The organism is Lacticaseibacillus salsurae, assembly GCF_045862175.1.
GTDB classification, from domain to species: domain Bacteria; phylum Bacillota; class Bacilli; order Lactobacillales; family Lactobacillaceae; genus Lacticaseibacillus; species Lacticaseibacillus salsurae.
The window spans coordinates 1-20,194 of the sequence record NZ_BAAFZI010000033.1; the positions used below are offsets into that span (position 1 = coordinate 1).

General features: G+C 49.0%; 21 protein-coding genes. 12 read left to right on the forward strand and 9 right to left on the reverse strand.

Going from position 1 to position 20,194, the window contains the following annotated elements; translation table 11 throughout:
• The first annotated feature begins 90 nt into the window (after positions 1 to 90).
• A complete protein-coding gene (locus ACKTSG_RS09650; RefSeq protein ID WP_407894234.1) occupies positions 91 to 708 on the forward strand; it encodes an ExeA family protein in 618 nt (205 codons plus the stop codon).
• Positions 709 to 830: 122 nt separating this feature from the next.
• On the opposite strand, the gene ACKTSG_RS09655 is transcribed toward ACKTSG_RS09650, so the two are convergent.
• Entirely contained in the window at positions 831 to 1,646 is an 816-nt protein-coding gene (locus tag ACKTSG_RS09655; protein ID WP_407894236.1) for a transposase, read from the reverse strand.
• 243 nt (positions 1,647 to 1,889) lie between these two features.
• Positions 1,890 to 2,315, reverse strand: coding sequence for a MerR family transcriptional regulator (locus ACKTSG_RS09660; RefSeq protein WP_407894238.1), 426 nt, complete (start codon positions 2,313 to 2,315; stop codon positions 1,890 to 1,892).
• A 197-nt stretch (positions 2,316 to 2,512) separates the two neighbouring features.
• On the opposite strand from ACKTSG_RS09660, the gene ACKTSG_RS09665 reads away from it, so the two are divergent.
• Both ACKTSG_RS09665 and ACKTSG_RS09670 read left to right on the forward strand, forming a co-directional pair.
• The gene (locus tag ACKTSG_RS09665; RefSeq protein WP_407894287.1) at positions 2,513 to 3,940 is read left to right on the forward strand and encodes a DHA2 family efflux MFS transporter permease subunit; all 1,428 of its coding nucleotides are present in this window, start codon (positions 2,513 to 2,515) and stop codon (positions 3,938 to 3,940) included.
• Positions 3,937 to 4,656, forward strand: coding sequence for a DUF4811 domain-containing protein (locus ACKTSG_RS09670; RefSeq protein WP_407894240.1), 720 nt, complete (start codon positions 3,937 to 3,939; stop codon positions 4,654 to 4,656). Before ACKTSG_RS09665 ends, ACKTSG_RS09670 begins: the two co-directional genes overlap by 4 nt.
• A gap of 149 nt (positions 4,657 to 4,805) precedes the next feature.
• On the opposite strand, the gene ACKTSG_RS09675 is transcribed toward ACKTSG_RS09670, so the two are convergent.
• A complete protein-coding gene (locus ACKTSG_RS09675; protein WP_407894242.1) occupies positions 4,806 to 5,351 on the reverse strand; it encodes a hypothetical protein in 546 nt (181 codons plus the stop codon).
• A 113-nt stretch (positions 5,352 to 5,464) separates the two neighbouring features.
• Here ACKTSG_RS09675 and ACKTSG_RS09680 point away from each other — a divergent pair, with 113 nt between their 5' ends.
• From ACKTSG_RS09680 to ACKTSG_RS09695, 4 genes are all read left to right on the forward strand, one after another.
• Positions 5,465 to 5,788, forward strand: a complete 324-nt coding sequence (locus tag ACKTSG_RS09680; RefSeq protein WP_407894243.1) for a PadR family transcriptional regulator — start codon at positions 5,465 to 5,467, stop codon at positions 5,786 to 5,788.
• Positions 5,775 to 6,356, forward strand: coding sequence for a DUF1700 domain-containing protein (locus ACKTSG_RS09685; RefSeq protein WP_407894245.1), 582 nt, complete (start codon positions 5,775 to 5,777; stop codon positions 6,354 to 6,356). Before ACKTSG_RS09680 ends, ACKTSG_RS09685 begins: the two co-directional genes overlap by 14 nt.
• Positions 6,353 to 6,505 carry a hypothetical protein gene (locus ACKTSG_RS09690; protein ID WP_407894247.1) on the forward strand — a complete coding sequence of 51 codons (153 nt, stop codon included), beginning with the start codon at positions 6,353 to 6,355 and terminating at the stop codon, positions 6,503 to 6,505. The genes ACKTSG_RS09685 and ACKTSG_RS09690 overlap by 4 nt, the downstream gene beginning before the upstream one ends.
• Before the next feature lie 112 nt (positions 6,506 to 6,617).
• Positions 6,618 to 8,390 carry a heavy metal translocating P-type ATPase gene (locus ACKTSG_RS09695; RefSeq protein WP_407894249.1) on the forward strand — a complete coding sequence of 591 codons (1,773 nt, stop codon included), beginning with the start codon at positions 6,618 to 6,620 and terminating at the stop codon, positions 8,388 to 8,390.
• 44 nt (positions 8,391 to 8,434) lie between these two features.
• Here the strand turns inward: ACKTSG_RS09695 and ACKTSG_RS09700 are convergent, their stop codons facing one another.
• From ACKTSG_RS09700 to ACKTSG_RS09710, 3 genes are all read right to left on the reverse strand, one after another.
• A complete protein-coding gene (locus tag ACKTSG_RS09700) occupies positions 8,435 to 9,199 on the reverse strand; it encodes a hypothetical protein (RefSeq protein WP_407894251.1) in 765 nt (254 codons plus the stop codon).
• A 184-nt stretch (positions 9,200 to 9,383) separates the two neighbouring features.
• Positions 9,384 to 10,760, reverse strand: a complete 1,377-nt coding sequence (locus ACKTSG_RS09705; RefSeq protein ID WP_407894253.1) for a glycoside hydrolase family 1 protein — start codon at positions 10,758 to 10,760, stop codon at positions 9,384 to 9,386.
• A 158-nt stretch (positions 10,761 to 10,918) separates the two neighbouring features.
• Complete coding sequence (locus ACKTSG_RS09710; RefSeq protein ID WP_407894255.1) at positions 10,919 to 11,629, reverse strand: GntR family transcriptional regulator; 711 nt, start codon at positions 11,627 to 11,629, stop codon at positions 10,919 to 10,921.
• Positions 11,630 to 11,764: 135 nt separating this feature from the next.
• Between ACKTSG_RS09710 and ACKTSG_RS09715 the strand changes: the two genes are divergently transcribed.
• The 3 genes from ACKTSG_RS09715 to ACKTSG_RS09725 all read left to right on the forward strand — a co-directional run bounded on the left by ACKTSG_RS09715 (position 11,765) and on the right by ACKTSG_RS09725 (position 14,241).
• On the forward strand, positions 11,765 to 12,082 hold the full coding sequence (locus tag ACKTSG_RS09715; protein WP_407894257.1) for a PTS sugar transporter subunit IIB: 318 nt from the start codon (positions 11,765 to 11,767) through the stop codon (positions 12,080 to 12,082).
• A gap of 279 nt (positions 12,083 to 12,361) precedes the next feature.
• Entirely contained in the window at positions 12,362 to 12,691 is a 330-nt protein-coding gene (locus ACKTSG_RS09720; RefSeq protein ID WP_407894259.1) for a PTS sugar transporter subunit IIA, read from the forward strand.
• A 113-nt stretch (positions 12,692 to 12,804) separates the two neighbouring features.
• Positions 12,805 to 14,241, forward strand: coding sequence for a 6-phospho-beta-glucosidase (locus ACKTSG_RS09725; RefSeq protein WP_407894261.1), 1,437 nt, complete (start codon positions 12,805 to 12,807; stop codon positions 14,239 to 14,241).
• A gap of 136 nt (positions 14,242 to 14,377) precedes the next feature.
• On the opposite strand, the gene ACKTSG_RS09730 is transcribed toward ACKTSG_RS09725, so the two are convergent.
• Both ACKTSG_RS09730 and glpK read right to left on the reverse strand, forming a co-directional pair.
• Positions 14,378 to 16,156 carry an FAD-dependent oxidoreductase gene (locus ACKTSG_RS09730; protein WP_407894262.1) on the reverse strand — a complete coding sequence of 593 codons (1,779 nt, stop codon included), beginning with the start codon at positions 16,154 to 16,156 and terminating at the stop codon, positions 14,378 to 14,380.
• 69 nt (positions 16,157 to 16,225) lie between these two features.
• Entirely contained in the window at positions 16,226 to 17,722 is a 1,497-nt protein-coding gene (gene glpK, locus ACKTSG_RS09735; RefSeq protein WP_407894263.1) for a glycerol kinase GlpK, read from the reverse strand.
• A gap of 198 nt (positions 17,723 to 17,920) precedes the next feature.
• Between glpK and ACKTSG_RS09740 the strand changes: the two genes are divergently transcribed.
• Entirely contained in the window at positions 17,921 to 18,316 is a 396-nt protein-coding gene (locus ACKTSG_RS09740; RefSeq protein ID WP_407894265.1) for a YxeA family protein, read from the forward strand.
• Between the two features lie 113 nt (positions 18,317 to 18,429).
• Here the strand turns inward: ACKTSG_RS09740 and ACKTSG_RS09745 are convergent, their stop codons facing one another.
• Positions 18,430 to 19,536, reverse strand: a complete 1,107-nt coding sequence (locus ACKTSG_RS09745; protein ID WP_407894267.1) for an SLC13 family permease — start codon at positions 19,534 to 19,536, stop codon at positions 18,430 to 18,432.
• Positions 19,537 to 19,691: 155 nt separating this feature from the next.
• Between ACKTSG_RS09745 and rlmH the strand changes: the two genes are divergently transcribed.
• Positions 19,692 to 20,171, forward strand: coding sequence for a 23S rRNA (pseudouridine(1915)-N(3))-methyltransferase RlmH (rlmH, locus tag ACKTSG_RS09750; protein WP_407894269.1), 480 nt, complete (start codon positions 19,692 to 19,694; stop codon positions 20,169 to 20,171).
• Positions 20,172 to 20,194: the final 23 nt, after the last annotated feature.

Sequence of the window (20,194 nt, forward strand, 5' to 3'; positions counted from 1 at the left end):
GTGGCCGGAATATAATGCAGGATTGGAATTGAGAAATCGTCAAAGCGCAAAAAAAATCGGCGGAAAAGAGGCAAATTCCGCCGGATTATTTTGAATATTGGCCGCCGGAATAGCGTGCCGCGCGACAATTTACCCCTGAGCACCGTTAGCGTAAGTGACTTCTATAACCAGCTTGCTGTTTCACTGGGCATTGAACCGGCGTTTCGTAAGTCTGCCAAGTTTCGTCAGATTCAAGAGCGAATTAGCGAGCTCCACGACGTGGAACACATCACGCCGGTGTTTATTTTGGACGAGGCCCAGTATCTGAGTGGCTTGATCTACAACGAGCTAGTCCTTTTGACAAACTTCGGCATGGATGCCGAGAACAAATGCTTAATCATTTTAGCTGGCTTACCTCAGCTTACCCAGTTATTACAACGGCCACAGTTTGAAGCCTTCAGGCAGCGGATCACGATCAAGTATCAAGTAGTCGGCATGGAATACGCGGATAGCCAACAGTACGTGAAGGAAAAGTTCAGTTCAGCTGGCGTTCTGGATGACATCATTACCGACGAAGCATTGAAGAACATGTTTACCAACTCAGGAGGGAGTATTCGCCGTCTAGATCAAATGATCACGAAAAGCTTGATTATTGGGGCGCAACAAGAAAAACGCCTTATCGACAACGAAGTCGTCTACCAGGCAAACGCCGAGGTGGCGCTGGGATAGCAAGTAATGGGTCGGCAGAAGCCGGCCTATTTCAATACTCCAAACCGACGGAGGGAATAATTTGCCGGATCACCAAGTTAAAAATCAAAAACGTCACATTAGTCCGGCGAAACAGAGTTGTTTCAGGCCGAAATAATGTGACGAATGGATGCCGGAATAGCGTGCCGCGCGACATGATTGACCGCGCGATTGACCATTTGGATGATGTGGAATCGATCAATTACAATTTCAGCGTTCGGAAAGAGCTTAGGAATTAGGTTAACGTACCCGGCGTTCAAGTCTACAGAGATTGTATTAACGGCTTGTCGAACTTCGAGTGGGAAGGATTCAAAGTATTCTTTTAAGGTGCGGCTTGTCCGGAGGGCAAGGATTTCACCAAGCGTGTGCGAAGTACTGTCACACCAAATAAAGCTCATCTTGTCCGTGGATTTGAATTCATCAAATGCCATGTGTGGGGGCAACCATTGCGTTTGGTAATTGTGATGTTGTTTAGCTTCGGCGTCGACGATCCGTTGGACGGTCTTATCTGAAACGAAGTAGCGACGGGCAATGTCCTTGAGTGAGATGTTGGTCATTGCCTCTGAAAGAATCATCTGTCGAACCGGTTGCGAGATCTGGCAGTTCTGCCATACATACGGAGAGTGCGCGCTAAAAGTCGTCAAACAAGCCTCACAGCGGTATCTTTGACGCTTGAGGAGAATATAAGCTGGCCGAAAGCCCGCGGATGGTGCGATAATTCTCACCTTTTGTGTTCCGTATTTCACGATTTTGTCGGCGAAGCCGCAATTAGCACAATGATCGGGTTTGTAGGTGAGACTAGCGGGATAAACAAGAGATTCTTTTCCTTTGATGAGCTGAATGTGAGAATCTTCTAGAAAAGTGATATTGGGGTCTTTGATTTCAAGGGCATTTCGGATAGACTGACTAGTGAGGGACATTATTCAATTCCTTTCTTACTTACTCGCAAGGTTGGGCAGACACGAAGAGGATGATGTCCTTTTTGTGTGCCCTGAATATACTTAAAAGATAAATGGTATAGAAAAAGGAGCCAACAGACAAGATGTCTATCAACTCCAAAAATTGTAGCACCAGATAAACTTGGGATCAAAAACCGCCAGATCTGGCGGTTTTTTGTGTTTTCATGGCTTGATCGTTGCCGCTATTGGCAGATCCGCAACGGGTTAATGGCGCGTGACTTTACAAAAAACGGCGCTGGTTTCGTTGACTTTGGCGACGACGTCAAAATCGGGATCATTTTGCAATTGGCCGAAGTTCAACACCGAGCCGTCTGCGGTGTCATCGACGCTGACTAAGAGTTTGGCGATCAGCTTCAAGTGATCAGCTTCATGGCGATGTTTGGTCATGATCTCAGCCGCTTTGGCTAAGGTATAGCCTTGATCGATAATGGTTTTGATCAACAACAATTTAGCCAAATTAGGGAAATTGAACTGTTTATTGCCGCCAGCTTCGCGGCGAAACGAGCAGATCAGGCCTTTTTTCTCCCAGTAGCGGATCTGCGTGGCAGTGGCGCCGGTGATGCGGCTGGCCTCGCCGATCCCGACTGACAGATCCAAGTCTTTGAGCTGTTTGATAAAATCTGGTCCCATGATCTCCTCCGATATGACAGATTGTCACTTTTCTGATGTATTTTCTGAAAACGTATTGACTAACGCCTAATGCCAGTGTAACATATTGTTTTGTCAATATCACATTATGTGATAAAGGAATTACGAAATCTATTAAAAAAGAGGCGGTATCTTTGTCAGTACAAGATCGACATGGTAAAGCCATCAATGTGCCTTTGATGGTCATTACACTGATCGTTGGTGTGTTTATCACTGTTTTGAACCAAACGATCCTCACCACAGCCTTTCCTACCTTAATGAAGGCTTTTGATATTTCCACCGGTACTGTTCAGTGGTTGACCACCGGCTTTATGATGGTCAATGGGATCATGATCCCAGTTTCTGCCTACTTATCTGCAAAAGTTTCCACCAAATGGTTATATATCGGCGCGATGTCGATTTTTGGGATCGGGACTTTAGTGGCCTACATTGCTGGTAACTTTCCAACGTTGCTGATCGGGCGTTTGATCCAAGCGTTGGGCGTCGGCATCACAATGCCATTGCTGCAAAACATTATGTTGAACTTGTTCCCGCCGGCTAAGCGCGGTACAGCCATGGGCTTGACCGGCTTAGCAGTCGGCGTGGCCCCAGCAATCGGCCCGACATTATCTGGTTGGGTGATCGATAATGCCGGCTGGCGGACGCTGTTTGGCATGTTGTTGCCAGTGGTCGTGGTTGTGTTGATCATGTCATTGTTCTTCGTTAAAGACGTGTTGCCAACTTCTGATCCTAAGCTTGATATCTTGTCGTTGATCGAATCAAGTTTAGGCTTTGGGGCATTGCTTTACGGCTTTTCAGAAGTTTCCAGCCGCGGCTGGGGCGATGCCGTGGTTTTAGGTAGCATCGTCGTCGGCTTGGTGATCATCGCACTGTTTGTGATGCGCCAGTTGCATCTGGAAGAACCATTTGTGCAAGTCAAAGTCTTTTCTAGCAAGATCTTTACGATCTCCACGATTTTAAGTTCTATCGCCATGATGGCCATGGTCGGTGTGGAAATGATCTTGCCGTTGTACTTGCAGATCTTACATGGCAAATCTGCGCTTGAATCAGGCTTAACACTATTGCCTGGGGCGTTGATGATGGGGGTCATGAGTCCCATCACTGGGGTCGTGTTTGATCGCATCGGCGCCAAGCGCTTGGCGCAATTAGGCTTTTTCTTATTAGCCGCTGCTACCTTGCCATTTGCCTTCATTACGGCAGATACGCCAAGTTTGTTCATTACTTTGATCTACGCGGTACGGATGTTTGGGGTATCAATGGTAATGATGCCATTGACCACTAACGGGATGAACGCTTTGCCACTGGACTTGATCCGCCACGGCACTGCGGTGAACAACACGGTGCGCCAAATCGCCAGTTCCATGACCACCGCGATCTTGGTTTCTGTGCTGTCTGATGTCACCAGCAACGCGTCACCAGCCAAGCATTTGTTGACTAGCGATCCGTTGAAATACAAGCATTTGTTCTTTAACGCCACTTTAAGTGGTTACCATGCGGCTTTTTGGTTTGCGATCGGCTTTTCGATTTTAGGTTGGGCGTTGACGTTCTTCCTCAATAAAAAAGCCGTCGCCAGCCGCGATGTCACTGCCAAGGAGGTGCACGAATGATTATTGCCACATTAATTATCGGCGTGATCGGCTTATATTTAAGCTTCATCATGATGAAGTCAGGCGTCTGGCGCGTGATCTTAAGTGCGATTTTCGGCGTGATCATGATCGGGTCGTTGTTGTTGGTCAATGCCAATGATCGCAGCCATTTCGGCATGAAAAAAGTGACCACCACCAACACCGTGACGATCACTTCTGCCAGTCCATCCAAAGCCTTGCCGTTGTTATTGCATCAAGATGTTGGCACCTCAGGCAAACGCCAAGTCTACATTTACAAAGTTGCAGGCAAAACCAGTCACACCAAAGCGGATTACTCGATCTCAAACCGAGTAGTTACAGGTACTGGCACCAAAGCCACGGTGAAATCTGAAAAAGTGGCTTGGGTGTACAAAAATGATTTCTATAAATCCTTTTTTGCCAACCAAAACAACCACAAGCTGATCAAACAAGTCAACACGATCACCATTCCTAAGACTTGGAACAGCTTATCGACCAAGCAAGCCAAAGCTTTGGCCAAACGCATGAAAGTCGCACAAAATCCAACTGCGGCACAAAAAGCGCAAATGGCTGCAGCTGTCCAACAAGCGGTGATCCAAGCGAAAATGAAAGATCCGGCAATGACCGCCGCTCAGCAACAACAAGTGATCGCCCAAGCCAAGGCCCACTTACAACAAGCCGCGATCAAAGCTGCCATCAAAGCAGTGAAAGCTGAATAACAAATAGATTCAGATAAAGCGGTTTTGGCCGCTTACACAAAAGGCTCTCCATCACGATTCCTATTGGATCGCGATGGAGAGCCTTTTGATTTGACGTGGTTTGATCAAACACAACGATGCGATTCGCTCACATTTGCTGATGTCGCCAGTTAGTTCTTTTGGTCGAGCTTGGCTTGTTTGGCTTGATCAGCCAGTCCGTAAGGCGTTAAGTAGCGGGTTTGTTTGGTGGTGCGCTTGAAATGCCAAATGGTTTTTCCCAACTTCAGATCTAAAGTTTTCCCGGCTTTGGTGTAGCTGCCAGATGCGTTGCTGTCGCCGGTTTTATTGTAAGAATATTGAGTGGCGTTCAACCCGGCATTCGCGTCTGATGCTGTGCTGAAAGTTTCTGCCAGCATTTCGCCGGTGGTGGTCAACTTGGTTTTGTTGCCAGAAGTTTTGCGGGTGATGGTTTCATAACGGCGGTAATAAGGGGAGTGGGTCAAAGTCGCCGTGGATAAGACCCCGTCATTGTCGTCGCGGTTGAGATATAGCGTCATTTCTGCAGCTTTAGTGGTTTTAGCCGTTTTACCATTGGTGGTGTAACTTTGGGCTTTATAAACACTGCCGATCGCACTAGAATCTTGGCGCTTGCCGCAACCGGCTAAGGCAAACAACACCAAAAAACCGGTAAGTGCGGCGAATAATTTGCGTTTCATGAAATGACCTCCGAATTCAATATGTCTTATTCTAACATATAACGCTTGCATTCAGGGCAAAGATGCGACTGGAGACTGAGGTCGTCATATACTCTGCAATGTATAGTATAGCCATGGACAGTCAATTGAAAAAAGGCTTGATCGAATATGGGGTGCTCGCCAGCTTGGCCGCTGGGGATTCTTATGGCTACCAATTACTCAAAAATTGTCCGCCTGACTTGGGCTTAACGCAATCGACGTTGTATCCGCTGTTGAAGCGCTTGGAGTTAGATGGGCGCGTGGCGACTTATTCGCGGCTACATAATGGGCGCACGCGCAATTATTATCATTTGACGACGCTGGGGCAACAAAGTATTGCTGACTTTGTGGCGCAATGGGCGCAAGTCGAAGCAGTGGCGAACTTTATCAAAAGGAGTTTGAAAAATGACACGCAATGATTTTTTGATGCATTTGCGCACCGGGTTAAGCGGGCATGTCGCAGCAAGCGAAGCTGATCGGTTGTGTGCTTATTATAATGAAATGATCTTGGACTTAATGGAATCTGGTCAAAGCGAAGCCCAAGCTGTTGATGCAATGGGCTCCCCGAATGAATTGGTCTATGCGGCCACCAAAGCGGCTCCAGTTTCGTCCAGTCATCACCACCGGTGGTTGTTATGGAGCTTAGTGATTTTAGGGTCACCGCTTTGGGGCAGTTTGGCTTTAGCTGCTGGCGCTATGGGTGTGGCGTTTGAGTTGCTATTATGGTCGGTGCCATTAGTAGGCGGCTTTGTGGCCGCAGGTTTTGCCATCGGTGGTAGCATGTCTGTTTTAATGAGCGTGCCAGCATTTTTCGCCGCACCGTTTTATGGGATCACCCAACTTGGGGCCGGGTTGGCATGTGTCGGCGTCGGGTTGATCGCAGGGTGGTTGACGATCACTGTGATCAAGTATTGCGCGCTAGCTCACAGCTGGGCGTTTGGCAAGTTAGCGGCGCAGTTTAGCCGGTCAAAGGAGGCATGGGCATGAAAAAGTTCCATGGGTTACGCACTGGCGCGATCTTGCTGGTGGCAGGTATTGCGATTGCTTTGATCGGGTTTGTGGCTTCGGGTTTAAATCCTCACGCCTATATACCTTATTCGGATCGTTGGTATTCTGCTTTTCATATTGGCAACTAACGTCTGCTTCGGCACATTACCAGTTGGGTAGTGTGCTTTTTGATTGTCTAAGGCGCAAAGTTGTGGCTCTAGATTGGAACGAGTATAATTAAGATATTGGGAGGTGGCAAGCATGAAAGATTACAAACGCTTATGGGCAGTGCTTTCAGTTGGGGCGGTGGCCTTGATCTTACAATTTGGGCTAGGCCAAGATTTTTGGGCGCGGATGGTGATCACCATTTTAGGTGGGGCTTTAGCAGCCTTGATGTTTGTCGATATGGTCAAAACCTTGCGCGCTGGGAATTTTGGGGTGGACTTGTTGGCCATCACCGCCATCATTGCGACTTTGGCAGTCGGCGAATATTGGGCTGCGATGATCGTGTTGCTGATGTTGACTGGCGGGGATGCGCTGGAAGACTTTGCTGCCAATAAAGCCAATAGTGATCTGCAAAGCTTGCTGGCTAATAATCCCACCTCTGCGCACAAAGTCCAAGCAAACGGACAGTATCAAGAAGTCGCCGCGGACGACTTGCAAGTTGGCGATACGATCTTGGTGCGCCCAGGAGAAGTCGTGCCAGCCGACGCGACTGTTATTTCTGGCAGCAGTGAAGTCGATGAAGCCAGCTTGACTGGTGAAGCCCGACCGATCGCCAAAACCGTTGGCGATGACGTGATGTCTGGTAGTATCAACGGGGAAGCGGCGTTGACGCTAAGCGTGGCTAAGCGCGCTAAAGATTCGCAATATCAAAGTATCGTCGCGTTAGTGGCAGAAGCTGAAAGCAAGCCGGCACATTTCGTGCGCATGGCGGATCGCTATGCGGTACCATTTACCATCGTGGCGTATGTGATCGCTGGCGTCGCGTGGTTTGTGGCCAAAGATCCGGTGCGAGCTGCGCAAGTATTAGTGGTGGCGTCGCCTTGTCCACTGATCTTAGCAGCCCCAGTGGCGATGGTATCTGGCATGAGCCGCGCTTCTCGAGAAGGCATCATCGTCAAATCTGGGACCACCTTGGAAAAGCTTGCCGCGGCTAAAACTTTTGCCTTTGATAAAACTGGGACCTTGACGCGCGGCGTGTTGACCGTCGATCAGGTGTTGCCACAACCAGGTTTTGAACAAAGCGAACTGTTAGGCTTAGCGGCAGGATGTGAGCAACAAAGTGGCCATATTTTGGCGCGGTCATTAGTCGCTTATGCCGGCGACAACCTCCCACAAGCCACTGAGGTCAACGAAGCTACTGGCTTAGGCGTTTCGGCACAAGTGAACCAGCATGCGGTCAAAGTTGGACAAGCGGCGTTTATCAAAGGGGCAAAAGCGTTGAGCCAAACGGCAGTGTATGTCGAAGTTGACGGTAACTATGCGGGGGCAGTGACGTTTTCAGATGAGTTGCGGCATGAAGCGCGCCAAACCATCAATGAGCTGCATGACCAAGGCGTGGTGGATACGGTGATGATCTCAGGAGATCAACAAGCCACCGCGGATGCCGTGGGCCAAGCGGTGGGTATCGATCATGTTTATGCCCATAAATTGCCAGCTGAAAAAATCGAAGTGTTAGAGACTTTGAAACAACGCCCAGTGGTAATGGTCGGCGACGGGGTCAATGATGCGCCGTCATTGGCTGCCGCTGACGTCGGCATCGCCATGGGGGCGCATGGCGCCACGGCTGCCAGTGAATCAGCGGATGCGGTGGTGTTACGCGATGATTTAAGTAAAGTGGCACAAGCACGCTTGATCGGCACGCAAACGTTGAAAGTCGCCAAAGAAGCTGTTTGGATCGGCATTGCGATTTGTACCGGGTTGATGCTGATCGCCGCCACTGGCGTGATCCCCACGATCATTGGGGCCTTGTTTCAAGAAGTCGTCGATACCGTCACGATTTTATACGCGTTAAAAGCCCGCAATGGCTGATCAAAAAAGTCGACTCTCGATCAATGAGAGTCGACTTTTTTGATTTAAGGTTCACTGGACGTGGTGGCAGTACTAGTACTCGTCGAATTGGGAGCTTGACTGGTGGATTGGGTTTGGCTGGTAGCGGTGCTGGTGGTTTGGTTGGTCGCCGTATGGTGATCTTCAGATGTTGTGGCATTGGTGGCGTTAACTGGGGTGTCGATTTTTTGTTCGGCGTCAGATACCACTTGTGCCGCTTCAGCAGCAAAAGCCGTGTCTTGGCCGGCAGTGACTTGTTCGACTTGCGCTTGGGCGGACTGAATGGCGGCTTTGGAGACTTGGTCGGCTTGTTGTAGCTGATTTAAGGCGTCAACGGCTTTGGCGGCTTGACCGAGATCTGATACCGGTTGTTGATAGATCTGCGTAAACACCGGCTTGGCATGTTGTAATTCTTGATAAGCACTTAAAGCCGATTCTGCGGTTTGTTGGAAACTTGTGGTTGGTGCGATCGACGCTTGGGTCGCTTGGGTCACGGAATACATTTTTGCGGCGGCAGAAAGCTCAGCGTTTGCTTTTTGTAGTTGTGCTTTTTGATTGTCGGAAAGCTGGGCCGACTTGGTTTTGCGCATTAAAGCTTTGGCTTCGGCCAACTTTTTTTCCGTGAGGTCGGTGGCAGGTAAGGTATGTGCCGAATTGCGGTATAACGTGTCCACTGCCGCTTGCGCCGAGTGCACGGTAGCGGTGGTTTGGGCGCTACGTTGATGATAGCCGTAACCCAATGCGGCGATGCTGATGATTCCTAATGCCAACGCGATGATTTTCAAACGCATGCCGACCCCTCCTTTATGATAGCCTAAGCATACACGAGGAAAATGACGGGAATGTTACATACCAATAAAAAAATCACTAAAAACTGTCGCTGAATGTGTACAGGAGATGACAGCTTGAAACAATGTCATCGCGTGCGCATAAAAAATCGGCCACTACGCTCAGTAGTGGCCGATGCTTGAAAGCTTAGTCTAATTGCGCGCCGTTTGAGGCGATCACTTGCTTGAACCAGCCAAAGGACTTCTTTGGTGTACGCTTCAAATCGCGCAACTCCGTGTTGGTGCGGTTGACGTAAACCATCCCGTAGCGTTTGTCCATGTTGCCGCTGGAACTTGGAATGTCGATCAAGCCCCAACCTAAGTACCCGATGACGTCGACCCCATCTTCAAAAATCGCGTCTTTCATGGCCTGGATGTGCACCCGGTGGTAGTCGATGCGATAGTCATCTTGGATCATTTTGGTACCATCAGAAACTTCGCGGATCCCGATGCCGTTTTCGATCGGGAACATTGGGATCTGATAGCGGCTGTATACTTTATCCAAAATGTCGCGGAAGCCCAGCGGATCAACGTTCCAATCCCATTCATTGGCTTGCGTGTAAGGGTTGTGGGCCATGCCATAATCTAAGTATAAGTTCGGTGCCGTGGTCAATGGCACTTTAGATGAGTCGATCAAGTGGCTGCGGTAATACGAAAAGGCAAAGAAGTCAGACTTCAGCTCGTCAAAGATCTTTTGGTCATCGGCAGTGAAACCAAAGTCCAAGTCATGTTTTTTGGCGTAAGTGAGGACTTCTTTGGAATAGTGGCCATGGACGAAAACATCCAATAAGTTGTTGTTCAAAAATTCGTCGATTTGGCGCGCATATTGCACATCGCGAGGATTGCTGGTTGCTGGGTAGCATTCTTCATACGCGAGCATCCCGCCGATCTTGGCTTGAGAATGCGCGTGCAAGTAGTTGGCCACGCGCGCATGTGCCAGCATCACATGATGGTTGATGGTGTAAATGGCTTTTAAGGTCGGTTCGCCATGGTCCCAACCAGAAATATGGAAAACGCCAGTGCCAAAGTATAAGTTTTGTTCGTTAAAGGTGATCCAATAAGGCACCAGATCCGCAAATTCATCTACCATGCGCTCACCGTAGCGAACAAAAGCGTCGACCACATGTCGGCTCATAAAGCCGTTATATTTTTTGGCAAGAGCTAGCGGCATGTCGAAATGATACAAACAGATCATTGGCGTGATCCCGCGCGCGATCAAAGCTTTGATCTGCTTGCGGTAAAATGCGATGCCTTCTTCGTTGAATTCGCCGTCGCCATCAGGCACCACGCGACTCCATGAGATCTGGAAGCGATAAGCGTTCATCCCCATTTGCTGCATCAAATCGAAATCTTCTTCATAACGATGGTATTCGTCGATCGTGACAGACCAGTCCATCGAATTTTCTGTGGCAGGGCGCACATCGTAAACTGATTGGCCTTTGCCGCCTTCATGAACGCCGCCTTCTGTTTGCATGCTGGAGGTTGAATTCCCCCATAAAAAGCCTTTTGGTAATGGTTGACTCATGGATATTCTCCTTTAACAAATTATTTTCCCCGGTTCAAATTGCGGTGTGGTTGACACACCTGACAACGCATACATTCTAACATATAAATTCAGCCCGGCTAACCGCTGATCTGATTTTGCCAGCAACTGTCGCAAAAAAATCAGCTGATCGCTCAGGATCAGTTGCTGGAAAGATGCGCTGAATGGAAGTAAAAGCTCATTTTTTCATCGGCATAGATCGCCTTGGAAAAGTTGAACAGCGTATTGTTTTTGGTGTAGTTCATTTGCGCCAGCGTTAAGCGCTGATCGCCTGGCTGCAAGCCCATTAAGTTGGCTTGATCAGATGCCAATGAGGTCATCGACATATAGTCATCAGAAGCGATCACGGACACGTTGAAGGTTTCAGCCAAGAAATCAAAAATCGACGAATTGATACTGTCGGTCGACAAAAACGGCACCACGCTGGTTAAATAATACGATTCTTCCAACGCGTAAATGGCGTCATCCATATACCGTAACCGAATGACGCGATACACTTCAGCGTCAGGTTCGACATTGAATTGTTTGGCCAATGCGATCGTGCCAGCTTTGGCTTTGTCGAAAGTCACGATTTTAGAAGTGGGGTGGTGGGTGCTTTTGATCAAAGGCTTGCCGGCACCGACGGACAAGTTGACGGCGTGTTCAGAATTCAACTGGACATGGTTGATGTAATACCCAGAGCCTTGCACGCGGCGCAACAACCCTTGTTGGTACACCACGTCAATGGCGCGGCGAATGGTATTGCGCGACACGCCAAAACGCGCCATCAGCTTGGCTTCAGTTGGCAGCTTGCTGGTGAACTGACCATTTGTGATCGCTTGGATCAATTGGTCGGCAATTTCGTGGTACATGCAGATCACCTTCTAATCGTACAAATTTTAGTGTTAGGTACTTGCTTAATTTGTACCCATGTATTATTATAACATTGTATTGGAAGCGCTTTAAGCTTTTCGCGCAATTTTTTTACAACCAAAGGGGAAAATTTTATGGCCAAGAAGACGATCATGTTAGTCTGTTCTGCCGGGATGTCCACCAGCTTGCTGGTGTCTAAAATGCAAAAAGCTGCGCAAGCTGATGGCATTGACGCGGATATCTTTGCAACCGCCTGCACTGATGCTGACAACAAGTTGGCAGAAAAGCAACCGGACATTTTGATGCTCGGCCCACAAGTGCGCTTCATGTTAGCAGGATTTCAACAAAAATGTCCCAACATTCCAGTTGAAGTCATCGATATGCAAGATTACGGCATGATGAACGGCGAAAAAGTGCTTCGCGAGGCGATTCGCGCCGTTGATGCCCAATAATTCAATAAAATCAAAACTTTTTGTTCACAGACTATTGTAACCGCTGTAAAATGAAGAGGCAATGCGCGTTTCCGCTTTCATATCCGGTCGGGTGTCAGAAGCACCCATAAGGACCTTTGACAACAAAGTGACTGGACGTCTCCTTGAGATCGGATGTGAAAGCGGAGGCGCGCATGCTCCCGGGCTGGTATCCCGGCGCCTCAAAGCGCGATCAAAACAATAGCGTGACGATCATTTACAAACATCTATCTAAACCCAACTCGTAGGAGGAATTTTATCATGGCAGAAGAAGAAAACGACGAAAACATGCAAGCCGTCATGGGCTTGATCATCAATGGTGGTAACGCCAAAAGCTCTGCATTTGAAGCAATCGCAGCCGCTAAAAAAGGTGACTTTGATACTGCTGCAGCCAAGCTTAAAGAAGCTGACGGTTTTTTAGTTGACGCCCATAACTCACAAACCAAAATGTTGACCGCTGAAGCTAGTGGCGAACATGCCCAAGTGACGTTATTGATGGTACACTCACAAGATCACTTGATGACTGCCATCACTTTCCGTGACTTAGCAGGCGAAATCGTGGATCTGTACAAAGCATTAGCAGCAAAGTAAACTCAATAGGTATCGACAATCGAGCCAAGACCAGTCTTGGCTCATTTTGCCATTAGCGTGATTCCTGGGGGGAACGCCACGCTAAGACAAACAAATAAGGAGAGTGGATCAGTATGACTAAAGGATTCTCTATGCCCAAAAACTTTTTGTGGGGCGGCGCAGTCGCAGCGCATCAAGTTGAAGGGGCTTGGCAAGCCGGTGGCAAAGGTGTGTCCATCGCTGATGTGATGCGCGCTGGCGCTAAAGGCGTGGCGCGGGTGGTTGACGACGCGCCCATCGATGGCAAGATCTATCCCAACCATTGGGGCATTGATTTTTACCATACCTACAAAGAAGACATCAAACTTTTTGCGGAAATGGGCTTTAAGTGTTTCCGGACCAGTATCGCTTGGACGCGGATCTTCCCGAATGGCGACGAAGCGTTACCTAACGAAGAAGGCTTGAAGTATTACGATGATTTGTTTGCCACTTGCAAGCAATATGGCATCGAGCCGATCGTCACGTTGTCCCATTTTGAAATTCCGTTACACTTGGTGAAAGCATACGGGGGCTTTCGTAGCCGCAAAGTAGTTGACGCGTTCGTTAAATTCTCTCAAGTATGTTTTGAACGTTATCATGATGTCGTCAAGTATTGGATGACTTTCAACGAGATCAACAACCAAGCGATGTGGTCTGACCCGCATCCGTTGTTGCAAAACTCTGGCTTGTTGTTGGCTGACGGCGAAAACGCTGAAGAGACGATGTTTCAGGCCGCACACTTAGAATTTGTGGCTTCAGCCAAAGCCGTGCAAATGGCCCATGTGATCGATCCGACCTTAAAAGTTGGTTCAATGATCGCCATGACGCCGATCTATCCATTGTCTGCCAAACCTAAAGACGTGATGATGGCCGAACGCGCCATGCGTTATCGCTATTACTACGGAGATGTTCAAGCATTAGGCGAATATCCAGCTTGGGTCGAAAAGTACTGGGCCCGCAAAGGCTATCATGTCGACATCACCGATGCCGATCGCGTGGCGTTAAAAGCTGGGGCCGTGGATTATGTCGGCTTCTCCTATTACAACTCACTGACTGTCGAATACAAAGAAGACAACCCGTTGTATGACTACAACGAAGCGACTTCAGTGGTGCCAAACCCTTATGTGCCGCGCTCTGATTGGGGCTGGCAAATCGACCCAGTGGGCTTGCGTTACGGCATGAACTGGATGGCTAGTCGCTGGCACAAGCCATTATTCATTGTGGAGAATGGTTACGGCGCTTATGACAAAGTCGAAGATGGTAAAGTTCATGATGACTACCGCATCGACTATTTGCGCGACCATGTAGCAGAAATGGAAAAAGCCGTTGTTGAAGATGGCATCGAACTTTGGGGCTACACACCTTGGAGCGGGATCGATATCATTTCGGCTTCTACTGGTGAAATGAAGAAGCGTTACGGCTTGATCTATGTGGATCAAGACGATGAAGGCAAAGGATCCGGCAAGCGCATCAAAAAAGATTCCTTTGACTGGTATAAAAAAGTCATCGCCTCAAACGGTGAAGACTTATAAGTTTGTCGACGGCTGAAACATCAGTGTTTTAGCCAAACACACAAGCGCCCATGTCCCACGATTGTTTGAATCGCGGAACATGGGCGTTTGTGTGTCTTGGTGTTTGTCGATGGCAGTCATCCAGCACTTGCATGAGTTATTGGTGGTCGCGTTTCAAGGCGGTCAACGCGGATTCATGGATCGCACTTAACAAGCGTTGCAGTTGCGCTTCGGTTTCCAGATCGTCCCAATCCAGCAGGCGTGCCATTTCGGCCACTACTGGGCCGGCGAGGTCGTCGATGGTGTCAGCGTGAAATAAGATCGCATTGGTGCGTCGCAAGAGATAATCCACTGGCGTCAACGCCATTTCTTCTTGCACGCTGTAACGCAAGCTGACCGTTTCGCCTAAACTCAAACCAGGAGCAGCGCCGTCTTGGGCATAGCGCAGCACCCGCCCAATGTTTGAGCCGAAGCGTTGGGCCAATTGATGCGCTTGCGTGCGGGTGATGCCAGCATCTTCTGCCAATCTGGCGAAGTAATCCAAAGAATCCAACACCGTGCTAGGATCAAAATGGCCGCCAGAAACTTGCAAGCGGGTGGAATCGATTTGGCTGGTGTGCACGCCAAATTCGACCAATAAGCGCTCGCGGATCTCAGTGATCGCCGATTCTGCCATTTTGCGATAATCGGTGAGCTTCCCGCCAGCGATCGTCAACATCCCATCAGTGTCTGTGAGCACTTCATACCCGCGCGATACCGTTGAAGGTGAAGCTTGCTTTTGGGCGAGGCTTGATACCACCGCTTCAACTTGTTTTCGCGTCGCTTGGCCTTGTTCAATGCGTTTGACGATTTCCACTAAAGGATCCAAGTCCATAGCAGTGGCAGGAGTCGGTGGAGCCAACAATGGCCGCAAGCCTGCCCAGCTGGCTTCGATATCTGCCAAACTGACTTGGGCTTGCAAAAAGCGGGTGTTGATCACGTGAAGCAAGTAGTCGACGTCTTCGGCAGTCACAGTCGGATGCGCCAAGTCGCCGTGATAATCCGTATCCGTGGTACCAAAATAGGTTTTGCCAGCTTTGGGGATGACAAAGATCATGCGTCCGTCTTGCAACCCAGAATCAAAGTAAAGCGGCTGGGGCACAAACAACACCGAATCATCGACGACTAAATGCACGCCTTTGGTCGGTCGCAATAGCGGCTGATCTTCAGCTGGTCGTAAGCGATCAGCCCAAGGTCCGGTGGTGTTGAGGAGCATTTTGGCGTGGATGGTGAACACTTCGCCAGATAAATGATCATGGACTTTGACGCCGATAGCCTTGCCGCGCTCGTCATGCACCAGCGCCACCACTTCTAAGTGACTGGCGATCAAAGCCCCAAGTTCGGCAGCTTCTTTGATATTTTCGATCACCAAACGGGCGTCGTTGTTGACGTAATCCAAATACACGCCGCTACCCACTAAATGATCTTCAGCCAGATTTGGCACCCGCGCTAAGGTGGCGGCGCGATCTAACATATAGTGGGCGTATTGGCTTTGTTGCAAGTTGGCCAAGCGGTCATATAGATCCATTGCTAGTTCTGCGGCAAAAAGATCAAATGTGGCACCGGGTTCTTGATAGATCGGCATCAACATCGGCGCCGGATGCGGAATGTGCGGGGCGATGTTGGCCACACGGGCACGTTCTTGAACGGTATCGGACACGACTTTGACGTCAAAAGTTTTCAAATACCGGATCCCGCCATGCACAAGTTTGGTTGAGCGTGAGCTGGTGCCACTGCCAAAATCGCCCATTTCGACCAAACCGGTATTGATCCCTGAAGCGATACTTTGCAAAGCTGCACCGGCGCCTGTGATCCCGCCGCCGATGATCAACAGATCCAAATGGGTCGTTTTAAGTTGCGCGATCGTGGTACGTCTGGTTTGTGCGGAAAATGTCATGATGACCTCCATGTTGGTTGACTTCAGGCAACATTACGATCATTGGGTGACAGGCGTACTGAATGGGGACTAGTGTTTAAACACCATGGTGGCTTTAACGGCTTGTTGCCAGCCTGAATATAAATACGCGCGGCGGGTGGCGTCCATTTGCGGCTCGAAGCGCTTGGCAGCCGCGGCGATTTGTTTTAATTCATCTGTATTTTGCCAAAAACCCACGGCCAACCCCGCTAAAAAGGCGGCGCCCATAGCAGTGGTTTCCAAGTTAGCGGCGCGTTCGATCGGCGTATCGATGATGTCAGCTTGAAATTGCATCAAGTAGTCATTTTTAGCGGCACCGCCATCCACACGTAGCGCAGGGATCGCAATGCCAGTATCGCGTTCCATGGTGTCGATGACGTCGCGGGTTTGATAGGCCAAACTTTGCAAGGTGGCCTTAATGAAATCGTCACGGGTGGTACCGCGCGTGATGCCAAACACCGCACCGCGGGCGTCAGCGTCCCAATATGGTGCGCCTAAGCCGGTGAACGCCGGCACCACATATACTTCATCTTGCGACTTGGAAGCGCGCGCCGCCGCTTCTGATTGCGGCGCTGATTCGACCAATTGCATCGCGTCGCGTAGCCATTGGATCGCACTGCCGGCCACAAAAATCGATCCTTCTAAGGCATAATGGACTTCACCATCAATGCCGTAGCCGATCGTCGTTAACAAATTGTTTGCGGACATGATCGGTTCAACCCCGGTGTTCATCACGATAAATGCGCCAGTGCCGTAAGTGTTTTTCACCATCCCAGGTGCTAATGCCAATTGGCCAAATAAGGCGGCTTGTTGATCGCCTGCCATGCCGGCGATCGGCACGCCTGAGCCATAGAAGTGATAATCTGCCGTCATGCCATAAACTTCTGAGTTGCTGTGGACTTCTGGTAACATGACTTTGGGGATGTTTAAGATCTTCAAGATCTCATCATCCCATTGCAAGGTGTGAATATTAAACAACATTGTGCGGCTGGCATTGGTGTAATCAGTCACGTGAAAAGCCCCGCCAGACAGCTTCCAAGACACCCAAGTATCAATGGTGCCAAATAACAACTCGCCGCGTTCAGCCCGTTCTTGTGCGCCTTTGACATGGTCTAAGATCCAGCGAATCTTGGTGGCAGAAAAATATGCATCGATCAACAAGCCAGTGTGGGCATGGATCAAGTCGCCATAGCCATCTTTTTTCAGTTGGGTGGCGATGTCGTTGGTTTGCCGCGATTGCCACACAATGGCGTTATAAATCGGTAAGCCGGTTTGCTTATCCCATACCACCGTGGTTTCGCGCTGATTGGTAATGCCCACACCTTTGATCTGGTTGGGTTGGATCTTAGAATCAATGAAGGCAGTGGCGATCGTTGACAACACCGCGTTCCAAATTTCATTGGCGTTGTGTTCGACCCAGCCTGGCTGGGGGAAATATTGCGGGAACTCGCGCTGCGCATCAGCCACCTTTTTGCCGCTGTGGTCAATGATCAACGCCCGAGTACTGGTGGTGCCTTCATCAATGGCAAGAATATATTCGTTTGCCATAATTGCCTCCTTGAGGGGATGTTTTGTTTACAAAAAAAGTTTCAGCATAACGCTTACATTGGTATGATACCGCGATGCGGCGCAGGCGTCTAATAAACTGCTAGAGAAATGGCGCTAAAGGGTGAAGGCGAGTCGGCCTTTTGACTGATGCAAGCGTTTTGCCAAGCTGGTAAGCTGATCATTGTAGGGGGTGGGCAGATGAAAGCGTGGCAAAAAAAGCTGTTATCGATCTTGGTCGTCATTGGCTTGGGATTTTGTGTGACCCCTTTGTTGACGCATGATCAAACCACCACTGCCGCCCAAGTTTTGGATCTGGTGAACCCAGTGGTCCCAGAAGAAACGGTTTATGTCTCAACGAGAAATTCTGCGGTGCAATGGCATGCCAATAATCACGGTGGCTTAGATTATCGCTATGAAGTCACTAGCTACACTGCCCAAGGCAGGGCTCGCAAGCTTGAACTTGATGCCAGCGACAAGCCTTTGGATGCGAATACTTATTTGGCGGTGGTCACCAAAGGTCAAACCGTCTTGCGCTGGCATGCGGTTAAACGCGCCCAAGTGCCAGCAAGTGCATTAAGACATCTCATGTATTAACGGTTGCCGCATTGGTTTGCGGCGAACGCAAATAACCCGCTGATCAGCGGGTTATTTATTTGCACTGGAAACAAAAACAGGCAAGCATTTGCCCACCTGTTTGTTTTGTATGTTTAATAAACGAAATCGAGAATGATCCAGCCCATGACCCCTAAAATCGCCAAACCTAAGAAGTTCAACGCAGAAAAGCCAATGAAGAACCTGCCGGAATCTTTGTTGCCAAATTCGGTGTATTGCTTAAATACCAGCAAGTTGCACATCGAGCCAACCACTGTGCCTAAGCCACCGATGTTAGAACCTAAGAACAACGCTGCTTGGTAGTTGGTAAACTTGGCGATCAACACAGTCGATGGAACGTTTGAAATGATCTGACTGGAGAACATCGACGTTAAGAACACGCTGTGAGAGGTTGCCATCAAACCAGAGATCAACGTGACGACCCAAGGCAACTGGCGCAAAACTGACACGATCACGAAGAAGCCACCGAAAGTCAGCACCACCGCATAATCGACATCGCCCATGATCTTGGGATTAAAGGCTAACGCCAAAGCAATCGCCGCAATGGCCCCGACCCAGCTAGGGATCATTTCCAACACCCCGCCGAAAATGATCAAGGCAACGACCACGGTAATGATCGTCGGGCGCGTTTGCACATGGATATCTTCAGCCGGCACGTTTGGCAACGGCGTGGACTTAATAAACATGGTAAACAACGTGATCAACAACAAACTGGCGATCAACAATGGGATTGACCAAGTGAAGAATGTGGTGACATTAATGCCGTAATGGTTCATCAAAAAGATGTTATGCGTGTTGCCAAAAGGCGTAAAGGCGGAGCCAAAATTAGCCGCCATGCCGATCAAGGTGACCGGTAAAATCTCAGGTAGCTTGAACTTCTTGGCAATGCGCAAATACAGTGGCACCAGCGTCAACACCGTGACATCATTGGTCAAAAACATTCCGGCGACGATCGCCAACAGCACAAACAGCCAAGTGAGCTGGCGATTGGTGGTCGCACGGGCGGTCAAACGATAAGCGAAATAATCCAGAATATGTAGATACTCGAAGATCTGGATGACTGTCATCATCCCAAGGATCGAGAACAAAGTGGAAAAATTGATATCCGCTAACTTTGGCCTGGCGAAGAACAGACTGAGCACCACTAAGGCTGCGGTGATTTGTAACACGCGGTCTTTGGCGATGTTTTTAATTACGGTCATGAATTAACCCTCTCCAAAAAATGACTCAACATTCCTATTTTGCGCTAAAACCCGAACGGGCACAACACTACTTGTGTAAAATCCATGTAAACATATTGCCTGTCATATTTACAATCGGAAGTTTGGTATACTAAAACGGATAGGAGCGTGAGGTTTTGAACATTAAAATTCTGGCAGTGGGCAAGCTCAAAGAGAAATATTTTAAAGATGGCATCGCTGAATACAAAAAGCGCATGAGCAAATTCGCCAAAGTCGAACTCATCGAAGTCCCAGACGAAAAAGCCCCGGAATCCTTATCTGAGGCCGAAATGATGCAAGTCAAAGAAGCAGAAGGGCAGCGGCTGTTAAGCAAGATCAAAGACCGCGATTGGGTGATTGCCTTGGCTATCGAAGGCAAACAGCGCTCTTCAGAAGCTTTTGCCAAAGAAATCGATCAGTTGGCCACTTATGGTCATTCCGATATCGATTTTGTGATCGGTGGATCGCTAGGTTTATCGCCGGCAGTCATGAAACGTGCCGACAATACGTTATCGTTTGGCAAGTTGACCATGCCGCATCAGTTGATGCGCTTGGTATTGATCGAGCAGATCTACCGCGCATTTATGATCAATATTGGCAGTCCGTATCACAAGTGATGGGATATTCCTGATGGGCTAAC

Excerpts from the sequence above, each read along its gene's own strand:
- ACKTSG_RS09670 (WP_407894240.1), top strand. The coding sequence starts at position 3,937 with ATGATTATTGCCACATTAATTATCGGCGTGATCGGCTTATATTTAAGC.
- ACKTSG_RS09660 (WP_407894238.1), bottom strand. The coding sequence starts at position 2,315 with ATGGGACCAGATTTTATCAAACAGCTCAAAGACTTGGATCTGTCAGTC.
- ACKTSG_RS09705 (WP_407894253.1), bottom strand. The coding sequence starts at position 10,760 with ATGAGTCAACCATTACCAAAAGGCTTTTTATGGGGGAATTCAACCTCC.
- ACKTSG_RS09730 (WP_407894262.1), bottom strand. The coding sequence starts at position 16,156 with ATGACATTTTCCGCACAAACCAGACGTACCACGATCGCGCAACTTAAA.
- ACKTSG_RS09655 (WP_407894236.1), bottom strand. The coding sequence starts at position 1,646 with ATGTCCCTCACTAGTCAGTCTATCCGAAATGCCCTTGAAATCAAAGAC.
- ACKTSG_RS09680 (WP_407894243.1), top strand. The coding sequence starts at position 5,465 with ATGGACAGTCAATTGAAAAAAGGCTTGATCGAATATGGGGTGCTCGCC.
- ACKTSG_RS09665 (WP_407894287.1), top strand. The coding sequence starts at position 2,513 with ATGGTCATTACACTGATCGTTGGTGTGTTTATCACTGTTTTGAACCAA.
- ACKTSG_RS09745 (WP_407894267.1), bottom strand. The coding sequence starts at position 19,536 with ATGACCGTAATTAAAAACATCGCCAAAGACCGCGTGTTACAAATCACC.
- ACKTSG_RS09725 (WP_407894261.1), top strand. The coding sequence starts at position 12,805 with ATGACTAAAGGATTCTCTATGCCCAAAAACTTTTTGTGGGGCGGCGCA.
- ACKTSG_RS09740 (WP_407894265.1), top strand. The coding sequence starts at position 17,921 with ATGAAAGCGTGGCAAAAAAAGCTGTTATCGATCTTGGTCGTCATTGGC.
- ACKTSG_RS09675 (WP_407894242.1), bottom strand. The coding sequence starts at position 5,351 with ATGAAACGCAAATTATTCGCCGCACTTACCGGTTTTTTGGTGTTGTTT.
- ACKTSG_RS09690 (WP_407894247.1), top strand. The coding sequence starts at position 6,353 with ATGAAAAAGTTCCATGGGTTACGCACTGGCGCGATCTTGCTGGTGGCA.
- ACKTSG_RS09685 (WP_407894245.1), top strand. The coding sequence starts at position 5,775 with ATGACACGCAATGATTTTTTGATGCATTTGCGCACCGGGTTAAGCGGG.
- ACKTSG_RS09720 (WP_407894259.1), top strand. The coding sequence starts at position 12,362 with ATGGCAGAAGAAGAAAACGACGAAAACATGCAAGCCGTCATGGGCTTG.
- ACKTSG_RS09715 (WP_407894257.1), top strand. The coding sequence starts at position 11,765 with ATGGCCAAGAAGACGATCATGTTAGTCTGTTCTGCCGGGATGTCCACC.
- ACKTSG_RS09700 (WP_407894251.1), bottom strand. The coding sequence starts at position 9,199 with ATGCGTTTGAAAATCATCGCGTTGGCATTAGGAATCATCAGCATCGCC.
- ACKTSG_RS09710 (WP_407894255.1), bottom strand. The coding sequence starts at position 11,629 with ATGTACCACGAAATTGCCGACCAATTGATCCAAGCGATCACAAATGGT.
- glpK (WP_407894263.1), bottom strand. The coding sequence starts at position 17,722 with ATGGCAAACGAATATATTCTTGCCATTGATGAAGGCACCACCAGTACT.
- ACKTSG_RS09695 (WP_407894249.1), top strand. The coding sequence starts at position 6,618 with ATGAAAGATTACAAACGCTTATGGGCAGTGCTTTCAGTTGGGGCGGTG.